Annotated in this window: 17 protein-coding genes; 6 read left to right on the forward strand and 11 right to left on the reverse strand. The window is 71.8% G+C overall.

Translation table 11 applies throughout. From position 1 onward, the window contains the following. Positions 1 to 25: 25 nt before the first annotated feature. Entirely contained in the window at positions 26 to 346 is a 321-nt protein-coding gene (gene fdxA / locus ACLJQM_RS04235) for a ferredoxin (protein WP_360772467.1), read from the forward strand. After that, positions 343 to 1434, forward strand: a complete 1092-nt coding sequence (dapC, locus tag ACLJQM_RS04240; RefSeq protein ID WP_410630199.1) for a succinyldiaminopimelate transaminase — start codon at positions 343 to 345, stop codon at positions 1432 to 1434. Before fdxA ends, dapC begins: the two co-directional genes overlap by 4 nt. Here the strand turns inward: dapC and ACLJQM_RS04245 are convergent. Further along, the gene (locus ACLJQM_RS04245; RefSeq protein ID WP_360772461.1) at positions 1428 to 2045 is read right to left on the reverse strand and encodes a TetR/AcrR family transcriptional regulator; all 618 of its coding nucleotides are present in this window, start codon (positions 2043 to 2045) and stop codon (positions 1428 to 1430) included. The genes dapC and ACLJQM_RS04245 overlap by 7 nt on opposite strands. An 81-nt stretch (positions 2046 to 2126) precedes the next feature. On the opposite strand from ACLJQM_RS04245, the gene ACLJQM_RS04250 reads away from it, so the two are divergent. Next, positions 2127 to 3542, forward strand: coding sequence for an FAD-dependent monooxygenase (locus ACLJQM_RS04250; protein ID WP_410630200.1), 1416 nt, complete (start codon positions 2127 to 2129; stop codon positions 3540 to 3542). Here ACLJQM_RS04250 and ACLJQM_RS04255 read toward each other — a convergent pair whose 3' ends face one another. From ACLJQM_RS04255 to ACLJQM_RS04270, 4 genes are all read right to left on the reverse strand, one after another. Then, positions 3543 to 3719: a hypothetical protein gene (locus tag ACLJQM_RS04255; protein ID WP_247014564.1), complete on the reverse strand. Its 177-nt coding sequence runs from the start codon at positions 3717 to 3719 to the stop codon at positions 3543 to 3545. A gap of 651 nt (positions 3720 to 4370) precedes the next feature. Further along, the gene (locus tag ACLJQM_RS04260; RefSeq protein WP_410630201.1) at positions 4371 to 5309 is read right to left on the reverse strand and encodes a CHAD domain-containing protein; all 939 of its coding nucleotides are present in this window, start codon (positions 5307 to 5309) and stop codon (positions 4371 to 4373) included. Between the two features lie 28 nt (positions 5310 to 5337). Beyond that, entirely contained in the window at positions 5338 to 6321 is a 984-nt protein-coding gene (gene dapD, locus ACLJQM_RS04265; RefSeq protein WP_360772449.1) for a 2,3,4,5-tetrahydropyridine-2,6-dicarboxylate N-succinyltransferase, read from the reverse strand. A 28-nt stretch (positions 6322 to 6349) separates the two neighbouring features. Beyond that, positions 6350 to 6778 (reverse strand): hypothetical protein, encoded by a 429-nt coding sequence (locus ACLJQM_RS04270; RefSeq protein WP_360772446.1) that lies wholly within the window; start codon positions 6776 to 6778, stop codon positions 6350 to 6352. A 23-nt stretch (positions 6779 to 6801) separates the two neighbouring features. On the opposite strand from ACLJQM_RS04270, the gene dapE reads away from it, so the two are divergent. Together dapE and ACLJQM_RS04280 are read left to right on the forward strand one after the other, a co-directional pair. Beyond that, positions 6802 to 7872 (forward strand): succinyl-diaminopimelate desuccinylase, encoded by a 1071-nt coding sequence (dapE, locus tag ACLJQM_RS04275; protein WP_410630202.1) that lies wholly within the window; start codon positions 6802 to 6804, stop codon positions 7870 to 7872. Positions 7873 to 8098: 226 nt separating this feature from the next. Next, positions 8099 to 8905, forward strand: a complete 807-nt coding sequence (locus ACLJQM_RS04280) for a DUF3152 domain-containing protein (protein ID WP_410630203.1) — start codon at positions 8099 to 8101, stop codon at positions 8903 to 8905. A 42-nt stretch (positions 8906 to 8947) separates the two neighbouring features. Here ACLJQM_RS04280 and ACLJQM_RS04285 read toward each other — a convergent pair whose 3' ends face one another. The 6 genes from ACLJQM_RS04285 to ACLJQM_RS04310 all read right to left on the reverse strand — a co-directional run bounded on the left by ACLJQM_RS04285 (position 8948) and on the right by ACLJQM_RS04310 (position 19374). After that, positions 8948 to 10000 (reverse strand): chitinase, encoded by a 1053-nt coding sequence (locus tag ACLJQM_RS04285; RefSeq protein ID WP_410630204.1) that lies wholly within the window; start codon positions 9998 to 10000, stop codon positions 8948 to 8950. Positions 10001 to 10169: 169 nt separating this feature from the next. After that, on the reverse strand, positions 10170 to 11774 hold the full coding sequence (locus ACLJQM_RS04290; RefSeq protein ID WP_247014556.1) for a M28 family metallopeptidase: 1605 nt from the start codon (positions 11772 to 11774) through the stop codon (positions 10170 to 10172). A gap of 85 nt (positions 11775 to 11859) precedes the next feature. After that, complete coding sequence (locus ACLJQM_RS04295; RefSeq protein ID WP_410630205.1) at positions 11860 to 14124, reverse strand: M4 family metallopeptidase; 2265 nt, start codon at positions 14122 to 14124, stop codon at positions 11860 to 11862. Positions 14125 to 14447: 323 nt separating this feature from the next. Continuing rightward, the gene (locus tag ACLJQM_RS04300; RefSeq protein ID WP_410630206.1) at positions 14448 to 15713 is read right to left on the reverse strand and encodes a helix-turn-helix domain-containing protein; all 1266 of its coding nucleotides are present in this window, start codon (positions 15711 to 15713) and stop codon (positions 14448 to 14450) included. 79 nt (positions 15714 to 15792) lie between these two features. Beyond that, the gene (locus ACLJQM_RS04305) at positions 15793 to 17823 is read right to left on the reverse strand and encodes a M4 family metallopeptidase (RefSeq protein WP_410630207.1); all 2031 of its coding nucleotides are present in this window, start codon (positions 17821 to 17823) and stop codon (positions 15793 to 15795) included. Between the two features lie 258 nt (positions 17824 to 18081). Continuing rightward, a complete protein-coding gene (locus ACLJQM_RS04310; RefSeq protein WP_410630208.1) occupies positions 18082 to 19374 on the reverse strand; it encodes a helix-turn-helix domain-containing protein in 1293 nt (430 codons plus the stop codon). Positions 19375 to 19469: 95 nt separating this feature from the next. On the opposite strand from ACLJQM_RS04310, the gene ACLJQM_RS04315 reads away from it, so the two are divergent. Beyond that, a complete protein-coding gene (locus tag ACLJQM_RS04315) occupies positions 19470 to 21302 on the forward strand; it encodes a glycoside hydrolase family 9 protein (RefSeq protein ID WP_410630209.1) in 1833 nt (610 codons plus the stop codon). Position 21303: the final 1 nt, after the last annotated feature.

The following is a 21303-nucleotide window of genomic DNA, read 5'->3' on the forward strand; positions in this document are numbered from 1 at the left end:
TTGCAGAGAAAAGCAGGAGTGCGCAGTGACCTACGTGATCGCCGAGCCCTGCGTCGACGTGCTCGACAAGGCGTGTATCGACGAGTGCCCCGTGGACTGCATCTACGAGGGCGAGCGGATGCTGTACATCCACCCCGACGAGTGCGTCGACTGCGGCGCCTGCGAGCCGGTCTGCCCGGTCGAGGCGATCTACTACGAGGACGACGTCCCGGACAACTGGTCGGACTACACCAAGGCCAACGTCGACTTCTTCGACGAGCTGGGCTCGCCCGGCGGTGCCTCCAAGGTGGGCAAGACGGCCAACGACCCGTCGTTCGTCAAGGCGCTGCCCCCGCAGGGCGAATGAGCCCGGTCGCGCTGCCCGACTTCCCCTGGGATTCGCTCGCCGAGGTCAAGGCCACGGCGCAGGCGCATCCCGGCGGGGTCGTCGACCTCTCCATCGGCACCCCGGTCGACCCGGTCCCGGCCGGCATCCGCGACGCGCTGGCGTCGGTCTCGGAGATCCCCGGGTACCCGACGACGCACGGCATCCCGGCGTTGCGCGCGGCCGCCATCGCGGCGCTCGGGCGACGCCACGGGGTCACCGGCATCGAGCCGGACGCCGTGCTCCCGACGATCGGGTCCAAGGAGGCCGTGGCCTGGCTGCCGCGCCTGCTCGGCTTCGGCGAGGGCGACCTGGTCGTCATCCCGGAGCTGGCGTACCCGACGTACGAGGTCGGGGCGCTGCTGGCGGGCGCGTCGATCCTGCGCGCCGACAGCACGGTCGCGCTCGGCCCGCAGAAACCGGCGATGATCTGGCTGAACTCGCCGTCCAACCCGACCGGCCAGGTGCTCCCGGTGGAGCACCTGCGCAAGGTCGTCGAGTGGGCGCGCGAGCGGGACGTCGTCGTGGTCTCCGACGAGTGCTACCTGGCCCTCGGCTGGGAAGCCGAGCCGCTGTCGATCCTGCACCCGGACGTCTCCGGCGGCCGGACCGACGGGCTGCTCGCGGTGCACTCGCTGTCGAAGTCGGCGAACCTGGCCAGCTACCGCGCCGGGTTCCTGACCGGTGACCCCCGCCTGGTCAAGCAGCTGCTCGACATCCGCAAGCACGCGGGCATGATCGTGCCGCGCCCGGTCCAGGAGGCGATGGTCGCCGCGCTGACCGACGACGAGGCCCTCGAAGCCCAGCGCGGGCGCTACGCGCGCCGCCGGCTCGTCCTGCGGAAGGCGCTGGAGGACAACGGGTTCCGCGTCGACCACTCCGAGGCCGGCCTGTACCTCTGGTCGACCCGCGACGAGGACGCCGACACGACGGTGGCCTGGCTGGCCGAACGCGGCATCCTGGTCGCGCCCGGCACGTTCTACGGCCCGAAGGGCGGCAAGCACGTCCGCGTCGCGCTGACCGCGACCGACGAGCGCGTCGACGCCGCCGTGGAGCGGCTCGCTCAGTAGTCCCGGCCGGTCAGGCCGCGGTAGACGAACCGGGTCAGCAGCTCGACGGCTTCTTCGTCGGACGGCGGGGTCCAGCCCGGTGGTGAGCCGTGCAGCCACGTCGCCGCGAAGGCGTCGACGAGGTTGTACATCAGCATCCCGCAGCGGTCCGGCGTCGTGGGCAGCTTCAGCCCGGCGCGGGTGATGTGCGCGAGGTGGTCGTCGAGGTCGGCGGCCTGGGACGCGCCGAACCGCGCGAGCGTGCTCGCGAACGTCTCGCTGACCATCGCCGCCTGCCGCAGGGCCAGCATGGTCGCGGCGTTGTCCCGGTAGAACTCCCAGTACTGCTTGACGTGCCAGCGCACCGCCGTGGGGTCGCTGAAGTCGGTCAGGTGGTCTTCGCGCTCGGCGCTCTCGTCCCCGGACGCCGCGATGTCGGCCATCAGCGCTTCGAGCAGCTCTTCCTTGCCCGCGAAGTGGTTGTAGAACGACCCCGCGGACCGGCCCGCCTCGGCGGTGATGTCGGTGATCTTGGTGTTCAGGTAGCCCTTGCGCGCGAAGACGCGCTTGGCCGCGGCCTTGAGCGCGCCCTCCGTCTCCGCGGCCTTCTCCTTGCGGCTCGTCGCCGTCATCGGCACCTCCCTTGACACGGGACGCTAGCAGCGCCATTCTGAATCTAGATTCACTGAATCGCAATTCACTGGGAGGACGACATGGACACACGGGTGCTGATCGCGGGAGCCGGACCGACCGGGCTGACCCTGGCCATCGAACTGGCGCGGCGCGACGTCGCCGTGCGGATCGTCGACAAGGCCGAGACGTACTTCGTCGGCTCGCGCGGCGACGGCATGCAGCCGCGCACGCTGGAGGTCTTCGAAGACCTCGGCGTGCTCGACGCGGTGCTGGCCGCGGGCGCGGCGCCGGTGCCGATGAAGATCCACCTCGGCGGCGAGGTGGTCGGCGAGCGGATGATGTTCGACCCGGTCGAGCCGACGCCGTCGAAGCCGTACCCGACCGGCTGGTTCCTCGGCCAGTCGCAGACCGAGGGGATCCTGCGCGACCGGCTGGCCGAGTTCGGCGTGCGCGTCGAGCTGAACACCGGGCTGACCGGGTTCGAGCAGGACGCCGACGGCGTCACGGCCACGCTGAGCACGGGCGAGACCGTGCGCGCGGCTTACCTGGTCGGCGCGGACGGCGGCAAGAGCTTCGTGCGCAAGGCACTGGGGATCGCGTTCGAGGGCAGCACGGACGAGTCGATCCGGATGCTGCTCGGCGACGTCCGTGCCGAGGGCCTCGACCGGGCCTACGGCCACTGGTTCGCGACGCCGGAAGACCCGATGAGCGGCATGATGTTCAGCCCGCTGCCGGGGACGCCGCACTTCCAGTTCGGCGCCCCGCTCGGCGACGGCGAGACCGACGTCGAGACGGCACTGCCCGCGGTTCAGGCGCGGCTCGACGCGCTGAGCGGCGGCACCGTCCGGCTGTCCGACCTGGCCTGGTCCACGGTGTGGCGGCCGAACGTCCGGCTGGCCGCGCGGTTCCGCGACGGCCGCGTGTTCCTGGCCGGCGACGCGGCGCACGTCCACCCGCCGACCGGCGGCCAGGGCCTCAACACCGGCATCCAGGACGGCTACAACCTGGGCTGGAAGCTCGCCGACGGATCACCGGAGCTGCTCGACAGCTACGAGCCCGAGCGGCGCGCGAACGCGGCCCGCGTGCTGGGCATCTCGTCGGAGCTGATGCGGAAGTACGTCGACGGCGACGAGGACGCCCACCGGCGCGGCGAGGAGACGCAGCAGCTGGACGTCAACTACCGCGGCGGCCCGCTGTCCCCGGCGGGGACCGGCACACTGCGCCCGGGCGACCGCGCCCCGGACGCACCGCTGGCCGACGCGAACGGCAAGCGCGTGCGGCTGTTCGAGCTGTTCCGCGGCCCGCACGCGACGGAGCTGGTGTTCGGGGACGGGCCGGCGTCGGCCGAACCGGCGTACCGGATCCTGCCGGCGGGCAGCGCCCCCACCCCGGACGCGCTGATCGACGAGGGCGGCCACGCGTACGCGGCTTACGAGGCTTCGTCCGGGCGCCGGGTGCTCATCCGGCCGGACGGGTACGTCTGGTCGATCGCCTGATCACGACATCCCGGTGTGCGTGGAGTTGTCGTAGGTGCCGTTCGGCTTCGCGCGGTAGGGGTAGCGGCCGCGCTTCCGCCCGCGCCGCACCCGGCGCCCGGCCAGGACGCCGGCCGTGAGGATGCTCAGGACGAGCAGGACGACGCCGCCGATGGCCAGGGTCAGCGCGGTCTCCATCGCTCTAGCCTAGGGCTGCGGCGCCGGTCCCGGGGGCGGTCGAAATGCCATGAACGGGTCGTTCACCGCGCCGGACGTTATGAACGGGTCGTTCATGGCATTTCGGTAGCTGTGCGCGGCTGGGGATTCGCGCTCGCTTGAGTGCGGGCTCGTTGGCCCGGTGACGTTCGGCAGGCCGTTCGGGGGGCCTGGCGGCGTCGCTCTGTGGCCGGTCCGGCCCGGTGGAACGTCATGAACGGGTCGTTCACTGCGCCGGATGTCATGAACGGGTCGTTCATGGCATTTCGGTAGCTGTGCGCGGCTGGGGATTCGCGCTCGCTTGAGTGCGGGCTCGTTGGCCCGGTGGCGTCCGGCAGGCCGTTCGGGAGGCCTGGCGGGGCCGCTCTGTGGCCGGTCCGGCCCGGTGGAACGTCATGAACGGGTCGTTCACTGCGCCGGATGTCATGAACGGGTCGTTCATGGCATTTCGGTAGCCGTGCGCGGCTGGGGATTCGCGCTCGCTTGAGTGCGGGCTCGTTGGCCCGGTGGCGTCCGGCAGGCCGTTCGGGAGGCCTGGCGGGGCCGCTCACTGGCCGGCCCGGCCCGGTGGAACGTCATGAACGGGTCGTTCACCGCGTCGGACGTCATGAAAGAGTCGTTCATGACGTCCGGTCAGGCGTGCAGGGCGCGGGCGGCGGTGTCGACCGCGGTCCAGGAGGCCTGCCAGGCCGCGCGGGCCTCGGCGCGGCGGGCCAGCTCGCGCTCGGCGATCCGGCCGGCGACGAAGCCGACCTCGCTGTCGGCCGACGCCAGCACCGAGCGCATCCGCTCGGCCGCGATCACCGCGTCCTGGTGGTCGCCGAGCACGGTCTGTAAGTCGCGCGTCGCCTTGATCAGGGTCTTGATCCGCTTCGCCCGCTTCTTCTTCGCCGACGTCTGGGCCAGCTCGGCCGCGTAGCGCAGCTTCTTGCCGTGGATGCGCAACGCGTGCAGGTCGTCGTCCGGCGGGTCGGCGGGCAGCGCGCGGACGGCCTTGGCGAGCTTGCGGTGCGGCTTCGCCAGCCCCGCGACCAGGTCGTGCGTCTCGGCCGCCGCCGCGGCCGGTGCTTCGCCGTCGCGGGTCAGCAGGCTGACCTCACGCAGCAGCGTCGAGTAGCGGGCGCTGGTCAGCGCCTTCGTCAGCCGCCGCTTCGCGGTCGCGCGCTCGGTGACGAACCGGGCGACCAGGCGGTGCCCGGCGGCCTGGTCGCGGACCTCGAAGTCGGCGATGACCTCGCGCAGGTGCCCGATCAGGACGTCGAAGTCACGCACCTCGCCGAGCGACTGCCCGAGCCAGCCCAGCTCCGCGCGCACCGGCTCGGCGCCGTCGCCGACCAGCCCGCCGGACAGCTTGAGCACGCTGCGCATCCGCCGCAGCGCGACGCGCATCTGGTGCAGGTCCTCGGGATCGGCACCGGAGCGCGTCCCGGCCTCGTATGCGAGCAGGGCGCGGATCTCCCGGTCGAGCTTGGCCCGCACGTGGTGCGCGGCCGGATCGGCAGGCCCGGCTTCCACCGGTGCGTCCGGCAGGCCCAGCTCGGCCGGGGTGCGAGGCAACGATTCGGTGGTCACCCCATGAATGGTAGGTGAATTCGCAGCGTCAGTCGTTGGCGTGCAGCATCGCGTTCAGCTCGACGCCGGTGCCGGCGCGCGGCACGACCTCGACCGCGCCGGTGCCCGAGTTGCGTCGGAACACCGCGCCGGAAATGCCGTTGAGCTCGAGGGCCTTCACGACCTTGCCGTCGACGACGACCTTCGTCCCCGCGGTCACGTACAGGCCGGCCTCGACGACCGAGTCGTCGCCGAGGGAGATGCCGATGCCGCCGTTGGCGCCGATCAGGCAGCGCTCGCCCAGCGAGATCGTCTCCTTGCCGCCGCCGGAGAGCGTGCCCATGATCGACGCGCCGCCGCCGACGTCCGAGCCGTCGCCGACGACCACGCCGGCCGAGATCCGGCCTTCGACCATGGACGCGCCGAGCGTGCCGGCGTTGAAGTTGACGAAGCCCTCGTGCATGACCGTGGTGCCGGCGGCCAGGTGCGCGCCGAGCCGGACGCGGTCCGCGTCGCCGATCCGGACGCCGGACGGGAGGACGTAGTCGACCATCCGCGGGAACTTGTCCACGCTGTAGACGGTCACCGGGCCGCGCGCCCGCAGCCGCAGCCGCGTCGACTCGAAGCCTTCGACCGGGCACGGGCCGTGGTTGGTCCACACGACGTTGGCCAGCAGGCCGAACATGCCGTCGAGGTTCTGGCCGTGCGGGCGGACCAGGCGGTGCGAGAGCAGGTGCAGCCGCAGGTACAGGTCGTGCGTGTCGGCCGGGGTGTCGGCGAGCTTGCCGATCGTGGTCCGGACGGCGACGACCTCGACCCCGCGGTCGGTGTCCGGGCCGAGCAGCGCCGCGGCGGCCTCGCCGAGCAGTTCGGCGGTCTTCTCCGCGCTCAGGCGCTCGGTGCCGGCGGTGCCGGCTTCGACGAGCTTGGGCTGCGGGTACCAGGTGTCGAGGACCGTCCCGTCGGTCGCGACGGTGGCCAGCCCGACGCCGCTGGCGCCGGTCGTTTCGGGGTTCGGGCTCTGCTCGCTCACGGCCACCACCGTAGTGGAGTGACGCGGATCAACCACTCGTGGGCCGGGCGTCTACCTGCTTCTTCAGGCCCGAAAGCGCGGCGGCGACGTCGACCAGCGCCTGCGTGCAGGCGCCGCCCGGGTCGGCGACGGTGGTGCAGCCGGCACCGCGGAACTCGCCGACCGCCTGCTGGAGCTTGTCCGCCTCGGCGACCAGCTGTGGGTCGCGGTCGTCGGCGCGCTTGCGGGCCGAACCGGGGACGTTCGCGACCTCCGTGACGTACTTCTCACAGCCCTTGGGCAGCTGGGTGCGCGGGCTGGCGTAGCACTGGTCGGCGGTCAGCGCGGTCAGCTTCGTCGGGAGCGCGTCCGGGCCCGGCTCGCCGCCCTGCTTGGGGGTCGGGCCGGCTTCGCTGCCGCAGCCGGACAGGACGAGGACCAGCAGAGAGCCGCCGACCGCGACCGCGAACCTACGCACACCCCCACGGTAGCGTGCTGGCCATGAGCCTCGACCTGCACGCCGACCCCGTCGACCTGACCGCGGCCCTCGTGGACGTCTTCAGCGTGTCCGGGTCCGAGGCCGAACTCGCGACGCTGGTGCAGGAAGCGCTGCGGGAGCAGGCACCGCACCTGGAGGTCGTCCGCAACGGCGACGCCGTCCTCGCCCGCACCAACCTCGGCCGCGGTTCGCGGGTCGTGCTCGCCGGGCACCTGGACACGGTGCCGGAGAACGGCAACTTCCCAGCGCGGCGCGAAGGCACCGGCGACGACGAGGTGCTGCACGGCCTCGGCACGGTCGACATGAAGGGCGGCGACGCCGTCTTCCTGCACCTGGCCGCGACGCTGCCGTCGCCTCGGCACGACGTCACCTTCGTGTTCTACGACAACGAAGAGGTCGAGGCGGCCAAGAACGGCCTGGGCCGGATCGAGCGCGAGCTGCCGGAGTGGCTGGCGGGCGACCTGGCGATCGTCGGCGAGCCGTCGAACGGCGTCATCGAGGCCGGCTGCCAGGGCACGATGCGCGTCGAACTGCGGTTTTCCGGCAAGCGCGCGCACACGGCGCGGGCGTGGATGGGGGAGAACGCGATCCACGCGCTGGCCGGCCCCCTGCGCCGGCTGGCGGAGTACGAGCCGCGGATCGTCGACATCGACGGCTTGACGTATCGCGAGGGCCTCCAGGCGACGGCGATCACCGGCGGCGTGGCGGGCAACGTGGTCCCGGATTCGGCGGTCCTGACGGTGAACCACCGCTTCGCCCCGGACCGCGACCCGGCCGCGGCCGAGCGCCACCTGCGCGAGGTCTTCGACGGCTACGAACTGTCCGTTGTGGACCTTTCCCCGGGCGCCCTCCCGGGCCTGTCCGCCCCGGCGGCCGCGGAACTGGTGAAGGCAGCGGGCGGCCGCGCGGCGGCGAAGCTGGGCTGGACGGACGTGGCGCGGTTCGCGGCGCTGGGCATGCCGGCGGTGAACTTCGGCCCGGGCAACCCGACCCTGGCGCACACGAAGCAGGAGAACGTCCGGACGGCGGAGATCCGCCAGGTGACGGAAGTGCTTCGCAAGTTCCTGGGCTGAGCTTCAGGCGTCGGCTTCGTACAGGCCGCCATCACTTCGTGCCTCATCAGTCCGGACTCGGCACCTCGAAGCTCTCCTCACTCCGGGGTAGCCGCGGAGGGGTGTTGTGGCCGTCGTCACAATCGGGGGTTCTGAGCTGCGGTGACGCTCCGTCGCCACAGGTCACCGCAACTTTTCCGGCTTCCCGCCCGTACTCCCTGGTGAAAGCCGCACCTGGGGAGGATCCATGCCCAAAACCGCCGGACGGGGCGCGGTTGCTGCCGTGCTCGCTGTGGCGGTGGCCGGGGTGCTCACCGCCTGTGAGCAGCAGCCCGTGGCCGCGCCCGCGGCCGGGCCCGTGGTCATGGCCATCGGGGAGGCCACCGCGCTGCCGCCGCCGCCCGATGAGCCGGCGGTGCCCGTGACGCAGGCCGCGCCCGTCGAGGTCGCCATCACCTTCCCGCGGACCGGGTCCGGGCAGTGGATGTTCACCCCCGGCAGCGCCGAGGTCGCCGGCACCCAGGGCCGGCTGATGCGGTACCGGATCGCGCTCGAAACCGACATCGACGGCGTCGGGCCCGCCGACTTCGCGAAGAAGATCCGCGGCATCCTCGGCGACCCGCGCGGCTGGACCGCCGGCGGGCAGTGGCGGCTGCAGCAGGTCGGGCCGGCCGACAGCGCCGACTTCACGATCTACCTGGCCACCCCCGCCAGCCGCGACAGGCTGTGCGGCGGGACCGCGGACAGCTACACGTCCTGCCGCAACGGCAGCAACGTCGTGCTCAACGTCGCCCGCTGGGCCAACGCCGTGCCGAACTACGGGGCCCCGCTGGACGTCTACCGCCAGTACATGGTCACGCACGAGACCGGGCACCGGCTCGGGCAGGGCCACGAGCTGTGCCCCGGCCCCGGCAAGGCGGCGCCGGTGATGGAGCAGCAGACGCTCGGGCTGCACGGCTGCGTCCCGAACCCCTGGCCCTTCCCGGACGGCGCCCGCGAGTACGCCGGCCCGCCGGGCGAGTACGACGACCCCATCCCCGCCGGCGACTCGTGAGTGTTCAGGCGGGTTCCAACCCGCCTGAACACTCACGAGGTCTTACCGGCCCTGCAGGGACTTGACGTTGTCGCCGAAGGTCCAGCCCTTCGAGCCGTCCCAGTTGATCGACCAGTCCATCAGGCCCTTGAGGCCCGGAACCGACCGCCACGCCTGGGAAACCAGGCTCGGCGACATGTACCCGCCACCCGCGCCGGGCTGCGCCGGCAACCCCGGCACCTGCTTGTCGTACGGGACGCGGATCGTCGTGCCCTGCACCACGAGGCCCTTGTCGAGGCACTGCGTCTGCACGGTGAAGCCCTGCACGGTCCCGGCCTGGTACGAATCCCCGGAGCAGCCGTACATGGATCCGTTGTAGTACTGCATGTTCAGCCACCACAGCCGGCCGTTGTCCGCGTACTTCTTGATGATCGGCAGGTACGCGCCCCAGATCGAGCCGTAGGTGATGCTGCCGCCGGTCACGTACGCGGTCTCCGGCGCCATCGTCAGCCCGAAGCCCGCCGGCATCTGCGCGAGCACGCCGTCGATGATGCGGATCAGGTTCGACTGCGACGCCGACAGCGTCTTGATGTTCCCGCTGCCGGTCAGCCCGGTCTCGATGTCGATGTCGATCCCGTCGAAGTTGTACTGCTTCAGGATCGGCACGACCGTGGCGACGAACTTGTCGGCCACCGTCGACGACGAGAGATCTATACCAGCGGCCGCGCCGCCGATCGACATCAGGAGCGTCGCGCCCGCGGCCTTGGCCGCGCACATCTCGGCCGGCGTCGACACCTTGACGCCGGCGTCCATCCCGTTCTCCCACAACACGGTCCCGTCGGACCGGATCACCGGGAACGCGGCGTTGATGACGTTGTAGCCGTGCTGGGCCATGCGGGCGTCGGTGATCGGGACCCAGCCCAGGCCGGGGTGGACGCCGTTCGCGGCGCCGTCCCAGTTCTCCCAGTAGCCCTGGAGGACCTTGCCCGCGGGCCGCGGTTTCACCGCGCACGTGTCGGCCTGCACCGCCCCCTGCGCGGGGGCCGACACGAGCAGCGGGACGGCCAGCGCCGCTGCCAGAAGGGTTCCGAACAGGCGGGTTCTGCGACCGGACATACCGATTCCCATCGTCGTTGAGGGCGAACGCGGCGTGTCCGATCAAGATAAGCGCCGCGGGGAACCGGTGACTACCTACGAACGGGTGGTCTAGACAACTCGCACTTTCACGTGAAAGTGCGGACCTGGGGGCGGCACTTTCACGTGAAAGTGCCGCCCCCGGGGTGGGTCAGACGGTCAGCGTCCAGGAGGACAGGTAACCGGTGTCGGCCGGGCCGACGTCCTTGATCTGCAGCTTCCACGTGCCGTTCGCGGCTTCCGAAGAAGCGTTGACGGTGTAGGTGGTGTCGAGGTTCGGCGTCGAGTCGCTGCTCGAGTTCTTGAGCCGGTACGCCGTGCCGTCCGGGGCGACGAGGTCGATGACCAGGTCACCGCGGTAGGTGTGGGTGATGTGCACCTCGACCTTGGTGGCGTTGGACGCGTTGCGCGCGCAGCCGCCGACGTTCGCCGTGCTGCTCACCGCGGCACCCGGGTAGTCCGGGATGGTCAGCTGCGACCCGTTGGTCACCGGCGCGCACGACGACGTCCCGACGCCCAGCGAGAACGTCGCCGTGTGGTCGGCGTTCGCGCCGTCGGCCGTCACCGTGACCGGGAAGGTGCCGGTGGGGGTGGTCGAGGACGTCGAGATGGTCAGCGTCGACGAGCCGCCCGAGGAGATGGTGGCCGGGCTGAACGACGCCGTCGCGCCCGCGGGCAGGCCGGAGGCGGACAGCGAGATCGACTGGGCCGAGCCGGACGTCGTCGCGGTGCCCACGGCGACCTGCAGCGACTGTCCGGGTTGGACGGTGCCGGCGGTCGGGTTCAGGCTGACGGAGAAGTCGTTGCCCTGCGTGGTGGCCACGGCCAGCTTCCAGAGCGCGTACCCGATCGCGTCGGAGTTCTTCTCCAGCGGGGCGTCCGGGATGTTCGACGTCGTGTCGCAGGCGCGGTGGTAGCAGTTGTCGAACGCCGCACCCGCGGTGCCGCCCCACTTCTGCGCCTGCGCCGAGCTCTTGATGTCACCGGCGCCGGTGGCCAGGCCGCCGACCGGGATGCCCGCGCTCTTGAAGGACGCGTGGTCGGAGCGGCCGTCGCCTTCGCTGTCGCCCTCGGTCTGGATGCCGATGGAGGAGAAGTACTCGTCGAAGATCGCCTTGACCGAAGCGACGTCGTCGTAGACGAAGTAGCCCCAGTTCTTCGAGCCGATCATGTCGAAGTTGAGGTAGGTCTTGATCTTCGTGCGCTCGCTGCTGGGCAGGTTGTTGACGTAGTACTTGGAGCCGACCAGGCCGGACTCTTCGTCGGCCCACCAGGCGAAGCGGACGCGCTTGGCCATCGCCGGGTTGGTGCGGGCCAGCGTCAGCGCGGTTTCGAGGATCGACGCGCTGCCGGAGCCGTTGTCGTTGATGCCGGGGCCGGCGCTGACGGAGTCGAGGTGCGCGCCGAGCATGATGACCTGGCTCGCGTCGCCCTGCGGCCACTCGGCGATCAGGTTCTGCGACTGCCCGATGCAGCTGGTGCACGTCTGCCGGGTCGTGGTGAAACCCGCGTTCTTGAGCAGGTTCTCCACATAGGACACCGACGCCGCGTAGCCCGCGCCACGCGGCGAGCGCGTGCCGCCGTTGTTGTTGGCGATGGTCTGCAGCTGGTTGAGGTGGGTCTTGATGTTGGCCAGCGAGATGTCCGGCGCGGCGAGCGCGGTGACCGGTGCGGCGGTGGCCGCCGGAGCCGTCACGACACCCAGCACGGCGGCCAGGGCGGTGACCCCGGCGCCGAGTTTGCTCTTCCACTTCATGGCGGTGAGTTCCTTCGATGGGGGTTGGGGAGAACGGCCGTGAAGGCCGCACCGGGCTGGTGCGGCCTTCACGGGGTGGGGCGTGCTACACGGTCAACGTCCAGGAGGACAGGTAACCGGTGTCGGCGGGGCCGACGTCTCGGATGCGGAGCTGCCACGCGCCGTTCGCGGCTTCCGAAGAAGCGTTGACGGTGTAGGTGGTGTCGATGTTCGGGGTGGCGTCGCTGCTGGAGTTCTTCAGCCGGTAGGCGGTGCCGTCCGGCGCGACCAGGTCGAGGACCAGGTCACCGCGGTAGGTGTGGGTGATGTGCACCTCGACCTTGGTGGCGTTGGACGCGTTGCGGGCGCAGCCGCTGACGGTGCTGGAGCTGTTGACCGCGCTCGCCGGGTAGTCCGGGATGTCGAGGCGCGTCGAGTTGGTCACCGGGGCGCACGAGGACGTCGTCCCGACGGTCAGCGTGTACTGCGCCGTGTGGTCGGTGGTCGCCCCGTCGGTGGTGACGGTGATCGGGTAGCTGCCGGTCGGGGTCGACGCGGTCGTCGCGATGGTCAGCGTCGAGCTGCCGCCGGAGGAGATCGTCGCCGGGCTGAACGACGCGGTCGCGCCGGCCGGGAGACCCGACGCCGACAGCGTGATCGACTGCGCCGCGCCGGAGGTGATCGCGGTGCTGAGCGTGGTGGTCGCCGAGGCGCCCGGCTGCACCGAACCCGAAGCCGGGTTCAGCGCGACGGAGTAGTCGGCGCCGCCGCCGCTGCACGAAGCCGGCTCACCGGTCGCGGCGGTGACGGAGACGGCGTCCCACGCGGCCTTGGTGGCGTTGTACTCGGTGCAGCTGCCCGGGAAGAGCGCGATCGCGGCTTCGAGGGTCGCCTTGCGGGCGGCCTTGTGGTTCCACGACGAGGTCTTCTTCAGCAGGCCGTTGTAGAAGATCTTGCCGGCCTTCTGGATGCCGACACCGGTGACGCTGGAGCTGTTGCACGTCGGGCTGGTGGGCTTGCCGCCACCCGGGTTCGAGCCTTCGGCCAGCAGGTAGAACCAGTGGTTCTGCGGGCCGGCGGCCGCGTGCACCTCGGTGCTCGGGATCGACGACGAGTAGCAGTTCGGGTCGCCGACCTTGGACGGCTGGTACATGTAGCGGATCGGGCCCTGGCCGACCAGGTTGACGCCCTCGCCGACCTCGTAGTCCGGGGTGTCCTTGGTGTTGTTCGCGTACGCCTCGGTCAGCGCGCCGAAGATGTCACCGGTCGACTCGTTCATGCCGCCGTTCTCGTTGCCGGAACCGGCACCGCCCGGGGTGAACTGGAAGATGCCGTGGCCGAACTCGTGGCCGACGACGTCCATCGAGGTGGCCTGGCGCTGGTTGTCCTGCGAGTGCCCGAAGTGGGTCGAAGAACCGTTCCAGTAGGCGTTGACGTCGGCCAGGCCGACCGAAGCCGGGTAGCCGGTGCCGCTGCCGTTGATGCCGTTGCGGCCCAGCCAGTCGGCGAGCATCTTCCACTCGGTCTGGACGCTGTAGAGCACGTCGACGCAGCCGGTCTCGAGGTCCGTGCCGGTGCCGTTGCCCCACGCGTTGTCCGGGCCGCTGTAGACCGAGCCGCCCTCGCGGCCGCAGCTGATGCCGGTGCGGCCCGGGTCGCGCATGGTGTACGTGCTGCCGGACTGCGTCGTGTCGATGGAGACGTTGCCGACGTAGTAGCTGTTGCCGGTGCCGGCGACGTTCACCGTGCCGGGCTGGGCCTGCGTCCGGGCGCCCGGGGAGAACGTCTTGACGTCGTCCCGCTTGTCGAGCACCGCGCCGGTCGCCGCGTCGACGAACACGTGCAGGTTGCTCGGCGCCGTGGCGGTGCGCCCGGCGACGACGACCTCGTAGGCGAGCTTCGGGCTCGTCCCGGCCAGCACGACCTTCTCCGGCGTGCTCACACTGTCCACAGTGGCCAGTTGGGCGCGCGCGGTGGCCGCGGCCTTCGCGGCGTCGACGAGTGCCTGCGTCCCGACGGCGATCGGGGCGGTCTCGGCGGCGCTGGTGCCGCGCACCCGCCCGGCCCCGTCGGCGACGACGACCGCGTCCCCGCCCACGACCCGCAGGCCCTGGTAGGTCCGCTGGTAGGCGCCGTAGAACAGGCCGCCGCCACCGGCGGTCAGGCCGACGCGCTGGAACGCTTCGGCCGGGCCGCGCTTCAGCGCGTCGAGGCCGTTCGCGGCGGCCTGGTCGGCCGCTCGGGCCGCGGCCACGTCCGGAGCTGCGGGCTGTGCTTGGGGAGTCGCGCTCGCCGGGGTCACCGGTAGCGCGAGCGTCATGGCGAACCCGGCGGCGGCCGCCAAGCCCGTCCTGAACCCACGATGGGTCATCGAGGTCAACCTTTCACGAAGGCAGAATCGAGGTCCGGTAAGGGAAAGAGGGGAGACGTGTCCGGCCCGCTAACAGCAGGTATGCGTCCGGACGCATCCGAGTAAAGGATCAGCAGATCTGGGCGTCAATGCGCCGAACGGACCAACGCCGCGTTCAGGATTCTCGGATCAATTCGTACAAAGGCCACCGCAGCAGGGGATTCACGGTGTGTTCCGTCCCGGAACGACTTTCGTAGGGATTGTCCCCGACACCATCCGAACGCCGGACGATCTCGATCATCGGGAATCGTTAGTGCTGCAAAGGAAAACGTTGTCGTGCCTGCTCAGTCGGCTTCCGCGCCCAGCGCGATGAGCCCGTCGCGCAGCACGTCCGCTGCCTCCGCCCGCTTCCCGGCCTCGCCGAGCAGCTCGCTCAACGGCCGCAGCGCGCGGACCAGCACCCCGCGTGCGCCCAGGCCCGTGGCCAGCTCGACGGCGGCACGCAGGTCTTCGGCCGCGCGCCGGGCGTCCCCGCGGGCCCTGGCCAGCGAACCCAGCTGCAGCCGCAGTTCCGCGGCCAGCGCCGTGCCCGACACGACCGAGGGGCGGACCTGGTCGAGCAGCGCGGCCGCCGTTTCCAGCCGGCCCGCCGCCAGGTATTCGGCGGCGAGCTCGACGGTGATCGCCGGGACGTCGGCCGGCCCCGCCGTCTCCCGCGCCGCGCCGAGGTCGGCCAGCGCGCCCTCGACGTCACCCGCGCGGCCGCGAACCCGGGCCCTGGCCAGCAGGCAGTGCGCCATCGCCGGGTGCAGGGCCCGTTCCTGCATGAGGTCGTAGGCCGCGGCGACCGACGCCGCCGCGTCGGCGAACCGGTCCGCCGCGAGGTGGCTGCGGCACACCTCGACGTGGCTGCGGGTCAGCTCGGCCAGCACCGCGGGGCCGCCCCGGGTGAGCCGCAGCGCCGAATCCGCGTACTCCGAAGCCCGCTCCAGATCGCCCTGGCGAAGGTGCCGCTCGGCCAGGCAGGCCCGCAGCGTCAGTAGCATCGACGGCTGCGGGTAGCCGTCGCGCAGCAGCTCCGCGTGGCAGGTTTCCAGCAGGTGCAGGGAATACTGCGCCTCGCCCCAGCCGCTGAGCACGGCCGCGCGCAGCGGCACGACCATCGCGCGCACCGGCGGCGGCTCGCCCGACAACGCCGTTTCGGCTTCGGCGACGTACTTCGTGCGGACGTCGCCCGTCGAGTACCCGGCCAGCCACAGCAGCGCGATCCCGGTCTGCCGCGGCCGGTCCAGGCGTTCGGCGTGCCGGCGGAGCCGCTGCATGCGGGGTGCCGCGCGGCGGACGTCACCGGCCAGGAACCGTTCCGCCGTCTCGATCAGGTCGAGGTCCAGTTCGAGCAGCTCGCGCGGGGAGCGGCCGCCGAGCAGCTCGTCGGAGTCGATGGCGAGCTGCCGGGCGAAGAACCGCAGCGCGTCGCCCGACGGCGTCCGCGCGCCGGTTTCGACCGACGACACGTAGGCCGCGGAGTACTGCGGCCCGGCGAGCTGGCGTTGCGTGAGCCCGCGTTCGGTACGCAGCTCACGCAGGCGTTCGCCGACGCTCTCGCTCACTCGGGTGCCTTTCCGCCGTGGACGTTCCAGGGTAGGCCGCGCGGTGGCGGGGGAGTCGCCCGCCACCGCGCGGCCGGGATCAGCAGGCGCCGCCGTCGCTCCACACGGCCCACGAGGTGGGCGCGCCGGGCTCGGCACCGGTCGAGTACCACAGGGACGTCCACTTGTGACCGTTGTGGCCGACGACGTCGTTGGGCACGTACGCCTTCGCCACGTCCCACTCGGTGAGGCCGCCGCAGCCGGTCGGCGGGGTGCCGGTGCCGACGGTCAGCGAGAACTGCGCGCTGTGGTCGGCATCGGGGCCGTCACCGCTGACCGTCACCTGGCTGGTGCCCTGCGGCGTGCTCGCCGAGGTGGTGATGGTCAGCGTGGCGGTGCCACCGGACTGGACGCTCGCCGGGCTGATCGTCGCCTTCGCGCCCTCGGGCAGGCCGGAGGCCAGCAGCTGGACGGTCTGGGCGTTGCCCGACGTGACCCGGGTGGTGATGGTCGTGGTCGCCGTCTGTCCGGGCTGGACGGACGCCGACGTCGGCGACAGCGTCAGCGAGTAGTCGTTGCCGGCCGGCGGCTGGCCGCTGCACGTCGGCTCACCGCTGACGGCGGCGACGCTCACCGCGTCCCAGGCGGCCTTGGTGGAGTTGAATTCCGTGCAGCTGCCGGGGAAGAGCGCGATCGCGGCTTCGAGCGTGGCCTTGCGGGCGGCCTTGTGGTTCCACGACGAGGTCTTCTTCAGCAGGCCGTTGTAGAAGATCTTGCCCGCCTTCTGGATGCCGACGCCGGTGACGCTCGAGTTGTTGCACGTCGGGCTGGTCGGCCCGCCGGATCCGTTGCTGCCCTGGGAAAGCAGGTAGAACCAGTGGTTCTGCGGGCCCGCGGCGGCGTGCACCTCGGTGCTCGGGATCGACGACGAGTAGCAGTTCGGGTCGCCGATCTGGCCCGGGTTGTACATGTAGCGGATCGGGCCCTGGCCGACGAGGTTGACGCCCTCGCCGACGGTGAAGTCCGGGGTGTCCTTCGGGTTGTTGGCGTAGTACTCGGTCAGCGCGCCGAAGATGTCGCCGGTGGACTCGTTGAGCCCGCCGTTTTCGTTGCCCGAACCGGCGCCGCCCGGAGTCGTCTGGAAGATGGCGTGCCCGAACTCGTGCCCGACGACGTCCATCGGCGTCGCCTGGCGCTGGTTGTCCTGCGAGTGCCCGAAGTGCGTCGACGAGCCGTCCCAGTAGGCGTTGACGTCGTTGAGGCCCACGCTCGCGCGGAAGCCGCCGCCGGCGCCGTCGATGCCGTTGCGGCCGAGCCAGTCGCCGAGCATCTTCCACTCGGTCTGGACGCTGTAGAGCGTGTCGACGCAGCCGGTTTCGAGGTCGGTGCCGGAGCCGTTGCCCCAGGTGTTGCTGCTCTTGGTGAAGATCGAGCCGCCCTCGCGGCCGCAGGCGATGCCGCGGCGGGCCGGGTCGGTCATCGAGTAGGAGCTGCCGGAGCCCGACGTGTCGATCGAGACGGTCCCGGCGTAGTAGGAGTTGCCGGTGCCCGCTTCGCGGACGTCGTCCCGGGTGTCGAGGACCGCGCCGGTCGCGCTGTCGACGAAGACGTGCAGCTTGGTCGGGTGGCCGCCGGTGCGGCCGCTGACGACGACCTCGTAGGCGAGCTTGGGGGCGTCCCCGGCCAGCACGACCAGCTTCGGCGCCTCGGCCTTGTCCACTGTGGACACCTTGGCCGCGGCGATCCTGCTCGCCTGCGCGGCGTTCAGCGTGGCCTGGGTGCCGACGGTGATCGGAGCGGTTTTGGCGGCTTCGGTGCCGCGGACGCGCCCGGCCCCGTCGGCGACGACGACCGCGTCCCCGCCGACGACCGGCAGGCCGTGGTAGGTGCGCTGGTAGGAGGCGAAGTAGAGCCCGCCGCCACCCGGGGTGACCCCGGTGCGGACGAAGGTCTCCCCGGCGCCCTTGGCGAGCCGGTCGGCGCCGTTGAGGGCAGCCTGGTCGGCGGCTCGCGCGGCGAGCGCCTCGGGTGGGGTGGCGGCGGGAGGTGCGGCAGCGGCGGCCGGGATCACCGGCACCGCGAAACTCAGGGCCAGGCCGGCGATCGCCGCCAGCCCTCGTGGGGATCTCATGGGGGGAACCTTTCCGGGGACCGTGGGGAGTGTGTCCATCGGAATAACTGCTGTTATTGCGCCGGACGCATCCGAGTAAAGGTTCCGGTGGTGCGCGGGTCAATGGGCCGAACGGCCCAGCGGGGTGCCGCCAAGATCACGGCGCCCGGGGCGAAACCGCAGGAAGCGGCCCGGTTGGCGACTGGTCTGAACCAATTCACCAACTTTGGTAGGAAATTCGGTTGTGGTCCGGACCACTGAGCCCAGTGGTCCGGCGAATCAGCCTTCGGTGCCCGCCGCCGAGTCCAGGCCGCGGCGGTAGGCCTCGATGGCTTCGGTCAGATGACCACGTTGTCGGAGTGCGTCGCCGAGCCGCAACGACGTCGAAACCGCGGCCCCGTGCAGCGATGCTCCCCGCTGGATCTCCGCCGCCTCGCGCAGGAGGCGGATCGCCGTCTCCGGGTCGCCCTGGGCCGCCGCGATCTGCCCCCGCAGCCCGGTCGCCTCGCCGAGGGCCTCCACGTCCCGGGTCAGCAGCGGCCAGACCTCGGAGACCAGCGCGGCCGCCTCGTCCGGGGCGCCCTGGCGGAGGCGGACCTCGGCCAGCTCGACCGTCGCGCCGGCGAGACCCTCCTCGGACCCGATCGCCGCCAGCTGGTCGCGGGCCGCCGTGAGCTCCGCGCGGGCCTCGTCGACGCGGCCCACCCGCCGCAGCAGATAGCCGCGCGCCCACCGGCACCGCGCCGCGTCGCGGTCGAAGCCCACCGACGTGAACAGCCGGCACGCTTCCGTCAGGTCCTGCAACGCCTGGTCCGCACGCCCGATCGCCTGCCACACCTGCGATGCCTGCCGGTGGAAGCGCGCCACGAAGTCCGGCCGGGTGGCCGCCCGGGCCAGGCGACGGCCGTCCTCGGCCGCGCGGCGGGCGCGGTGCAGGCCGCCCATCTCCATCAGCGGGTGGATCAACGCGCTGAGCAGGCACAGCTCGGCGTCCGGGTCGGCCGGCCGGGTGGCCAGCTCGGCCTCGACGCGCGCGATCGCCGTGCCCGCGTCGCCGCTCAGGTACCGGCAGCCGGACCAGCGGTGCACGATCATCGCCCGCAGCCACGGCGGCGCGGCCGCCGCCAGTTCTTCCGCGTGCTCCAGTTCCTGCTGCGCACCCTCGACGTCGAAGAGCTGCCACTTCACCTCGGCCCGGCAGAACCGCGCGTAGCACTCGACGTCGTCGAGGTGGTAGCCGGCGGCCTGCTTCGCCACGGCCGCGAACCGCGTCTCCGCGTCGGCGACGCGGCCCTGCTCCAGGTCGCGGTAGCCCTCGTCGAGCGCCGCGTGCAACTCGTCCGCGACGCCCGGGGGACGGCCGAACCTCAGCTCGTCGATGGTCAGCCCGAAGCGTTCGGCCAGGTAGGCCAGCATCTCGTCCGAGGGGGGACGGCTGCCGGTCTCGACCTTCGCCAGGAACCCGCGGTCGTAGCCGGGCTCGGCGAGCTCGCGCTGGGTCCACCCGCGGTCGGTGCGCAACCGCCGGATCCGCGCGCCGAGCGGTTCGGTCATCTCCCCACGGTAGGTCATCGCCCGTGAAGTCGCGGAAACGGACATATTGACGCCCCGGTCGCCGTCAGGCTAGCGTTAAATAGGAAACTTTCCTAACAAAGCGGAGGCCGATCATGCGCCTGCTTCCCCTCGCCACGGCCGCCGTCCTCGCCGTGCCCCTCGCCGCCGGCCCGGCCGAGGCCGCGACCCCGGCCGAGGTGCGCGTCGACCAAGTCGGTTACGCGCTGGGGGAGGCGAAGCACGCGTACCTGCTCGGGAGCGCGCCGGGGACGTTCACCGTCGTCGACGAGCGCGGGCACACCGTCCGCACGGGCCGCACCGGCGCGAGCCTCGGGGCCTGGAACGCCCGCTACCCGGCGGTGTTCGACCTCGATCTGTCCACTCTGGACCGTCCGGGCACCTACCGGGTCAAGGCCGCGGGCGCGACGTCGCCGCCGTTCCGGATCGACACCGCGCGCCGGCTGTTCCGCCCGCTCGTGCGCGCCACCACCGAGTTCTTCCAGGCCCAGCGCGACGGCCACGACGTCGTCCCCGGCCGCCTGGACCGCAAGCCTTCGCACCTGGCCGACCGGACCGCGACCGTCTACGCGGAACCGGAGTTCGCCGGCGAGGGCGGCGACGAAATCGTCGAACCGCTGAAGCCCCAAGGCGGCCCGGTCGACGTCGAAGGCGGCTGGGTCGACGCCGGCGACTTCGTGAAGTTCACGTCCAACACCGCGTATTCGCTGGCGGAGCTGGGTTTCGTGCTGCGCGAGGACCCGGACCCGGTGCTGGCCAAGGAGGTCCGGTTCGGCCTCGACTGGCTCGACAAGGTCTGGGACGGCAAGACCAAGACGCTCTACGCGCAGGTCGGCATCGGCACCGGCAGCGAGGAGTTCGGCTTCCTCGGCGACCACGACGTCTGGCGCAACCCGCAGGACGACGACGCCCTCGACGTGAAGCCCGGCGACCCGGCCTACTTCGTCAAGCACCGCCCGGTGTTCCCGGCCGCCCCGGCGGGCGCGCCGCTCTCGCCCAACCTCGCCGGCCGCGTCGCCGCCGCGTTCGCGCTCGGCGCGCAGGTCCACGCGCACCGCGACCCGCGGCTGGCCCGCCACTACCTGACCGAGGCCGCGGCGGTGTTCACCCAGGCCGAGACGGCGAACGTCGGCGAGCTCGTCACCGCGTTCCCGCACGCGTACTACCCGGAGTCGTCCTGGGCGGACGACTTGGAGCTGGGCGCGACGCAGCTCGCGCTGGCGGCGCGGGCGTTGAAAGACCCGCGCGCGAACGGCTGGGCCCGCGACGCGGCGCAGTGGGCGAAGGCGTACATCGGCAGCGGCGACACGAGCACGTTGAACCTCTACGACACCAGCGCGCTCGCCCACGCCGACCTCGCCGGGCTGCTGCGCACCGGCGTCCCCGGCGCCGCGCTCGGCGTCCGCGACCTCGCCGCGGACCTGCGGCGCCAGCTCGACTCCGGCGTCGAGGCGGCGAAGCGGAGTCCATTCCGGACGGCGGTCGCCGTCACCGACTTCGACGCGGCCAGCAAGAGCTTCGGCTTCGCCGCCACCGCGCGGCTCTACCAGCGCGTCACCGGCGACTCCCGCTACGCCGCCTTCGGTGCGCAACAACGGGACTTCACCCTCGGGGCCAACGCGTGGGGCGTCTCCCTGGTGGTCGGCGTCGGCACGACGTCGCCGCGGTGCCCGCACCACCAGGCCGCGAACCTCGCCGGCCCGTCGAAAGTGCTCTACGGCGCGGTCGTCAACGGCCCCAACGGCGCGGACAACTTCGCCGACCTGCCGTTCCCCGCGGGCGCGAAGGAATGCACCCGTCCGTATGAATCTTTCGACGGGCAGGGAAGCCGCTACGCCGACGACTTGAGTTCATGGCCCAGCAACGAGCCGGCCATCGACTTCACCTCCACGGCGCTGCTCGCATTTTCGCTGGCGGGCAGGCCGTAGC

The sequence above is a fragment of the Amycolatopsis sp. cmx-4-83 genome, assembly GCF_046548815.1.
GTDB lineage: Bacteria > Actinomycetota > Actinomycetes > Mycobacteriales > Pseudonocardiaceae > Amycolatopsis > Amycolatopsis pretoriensis_A.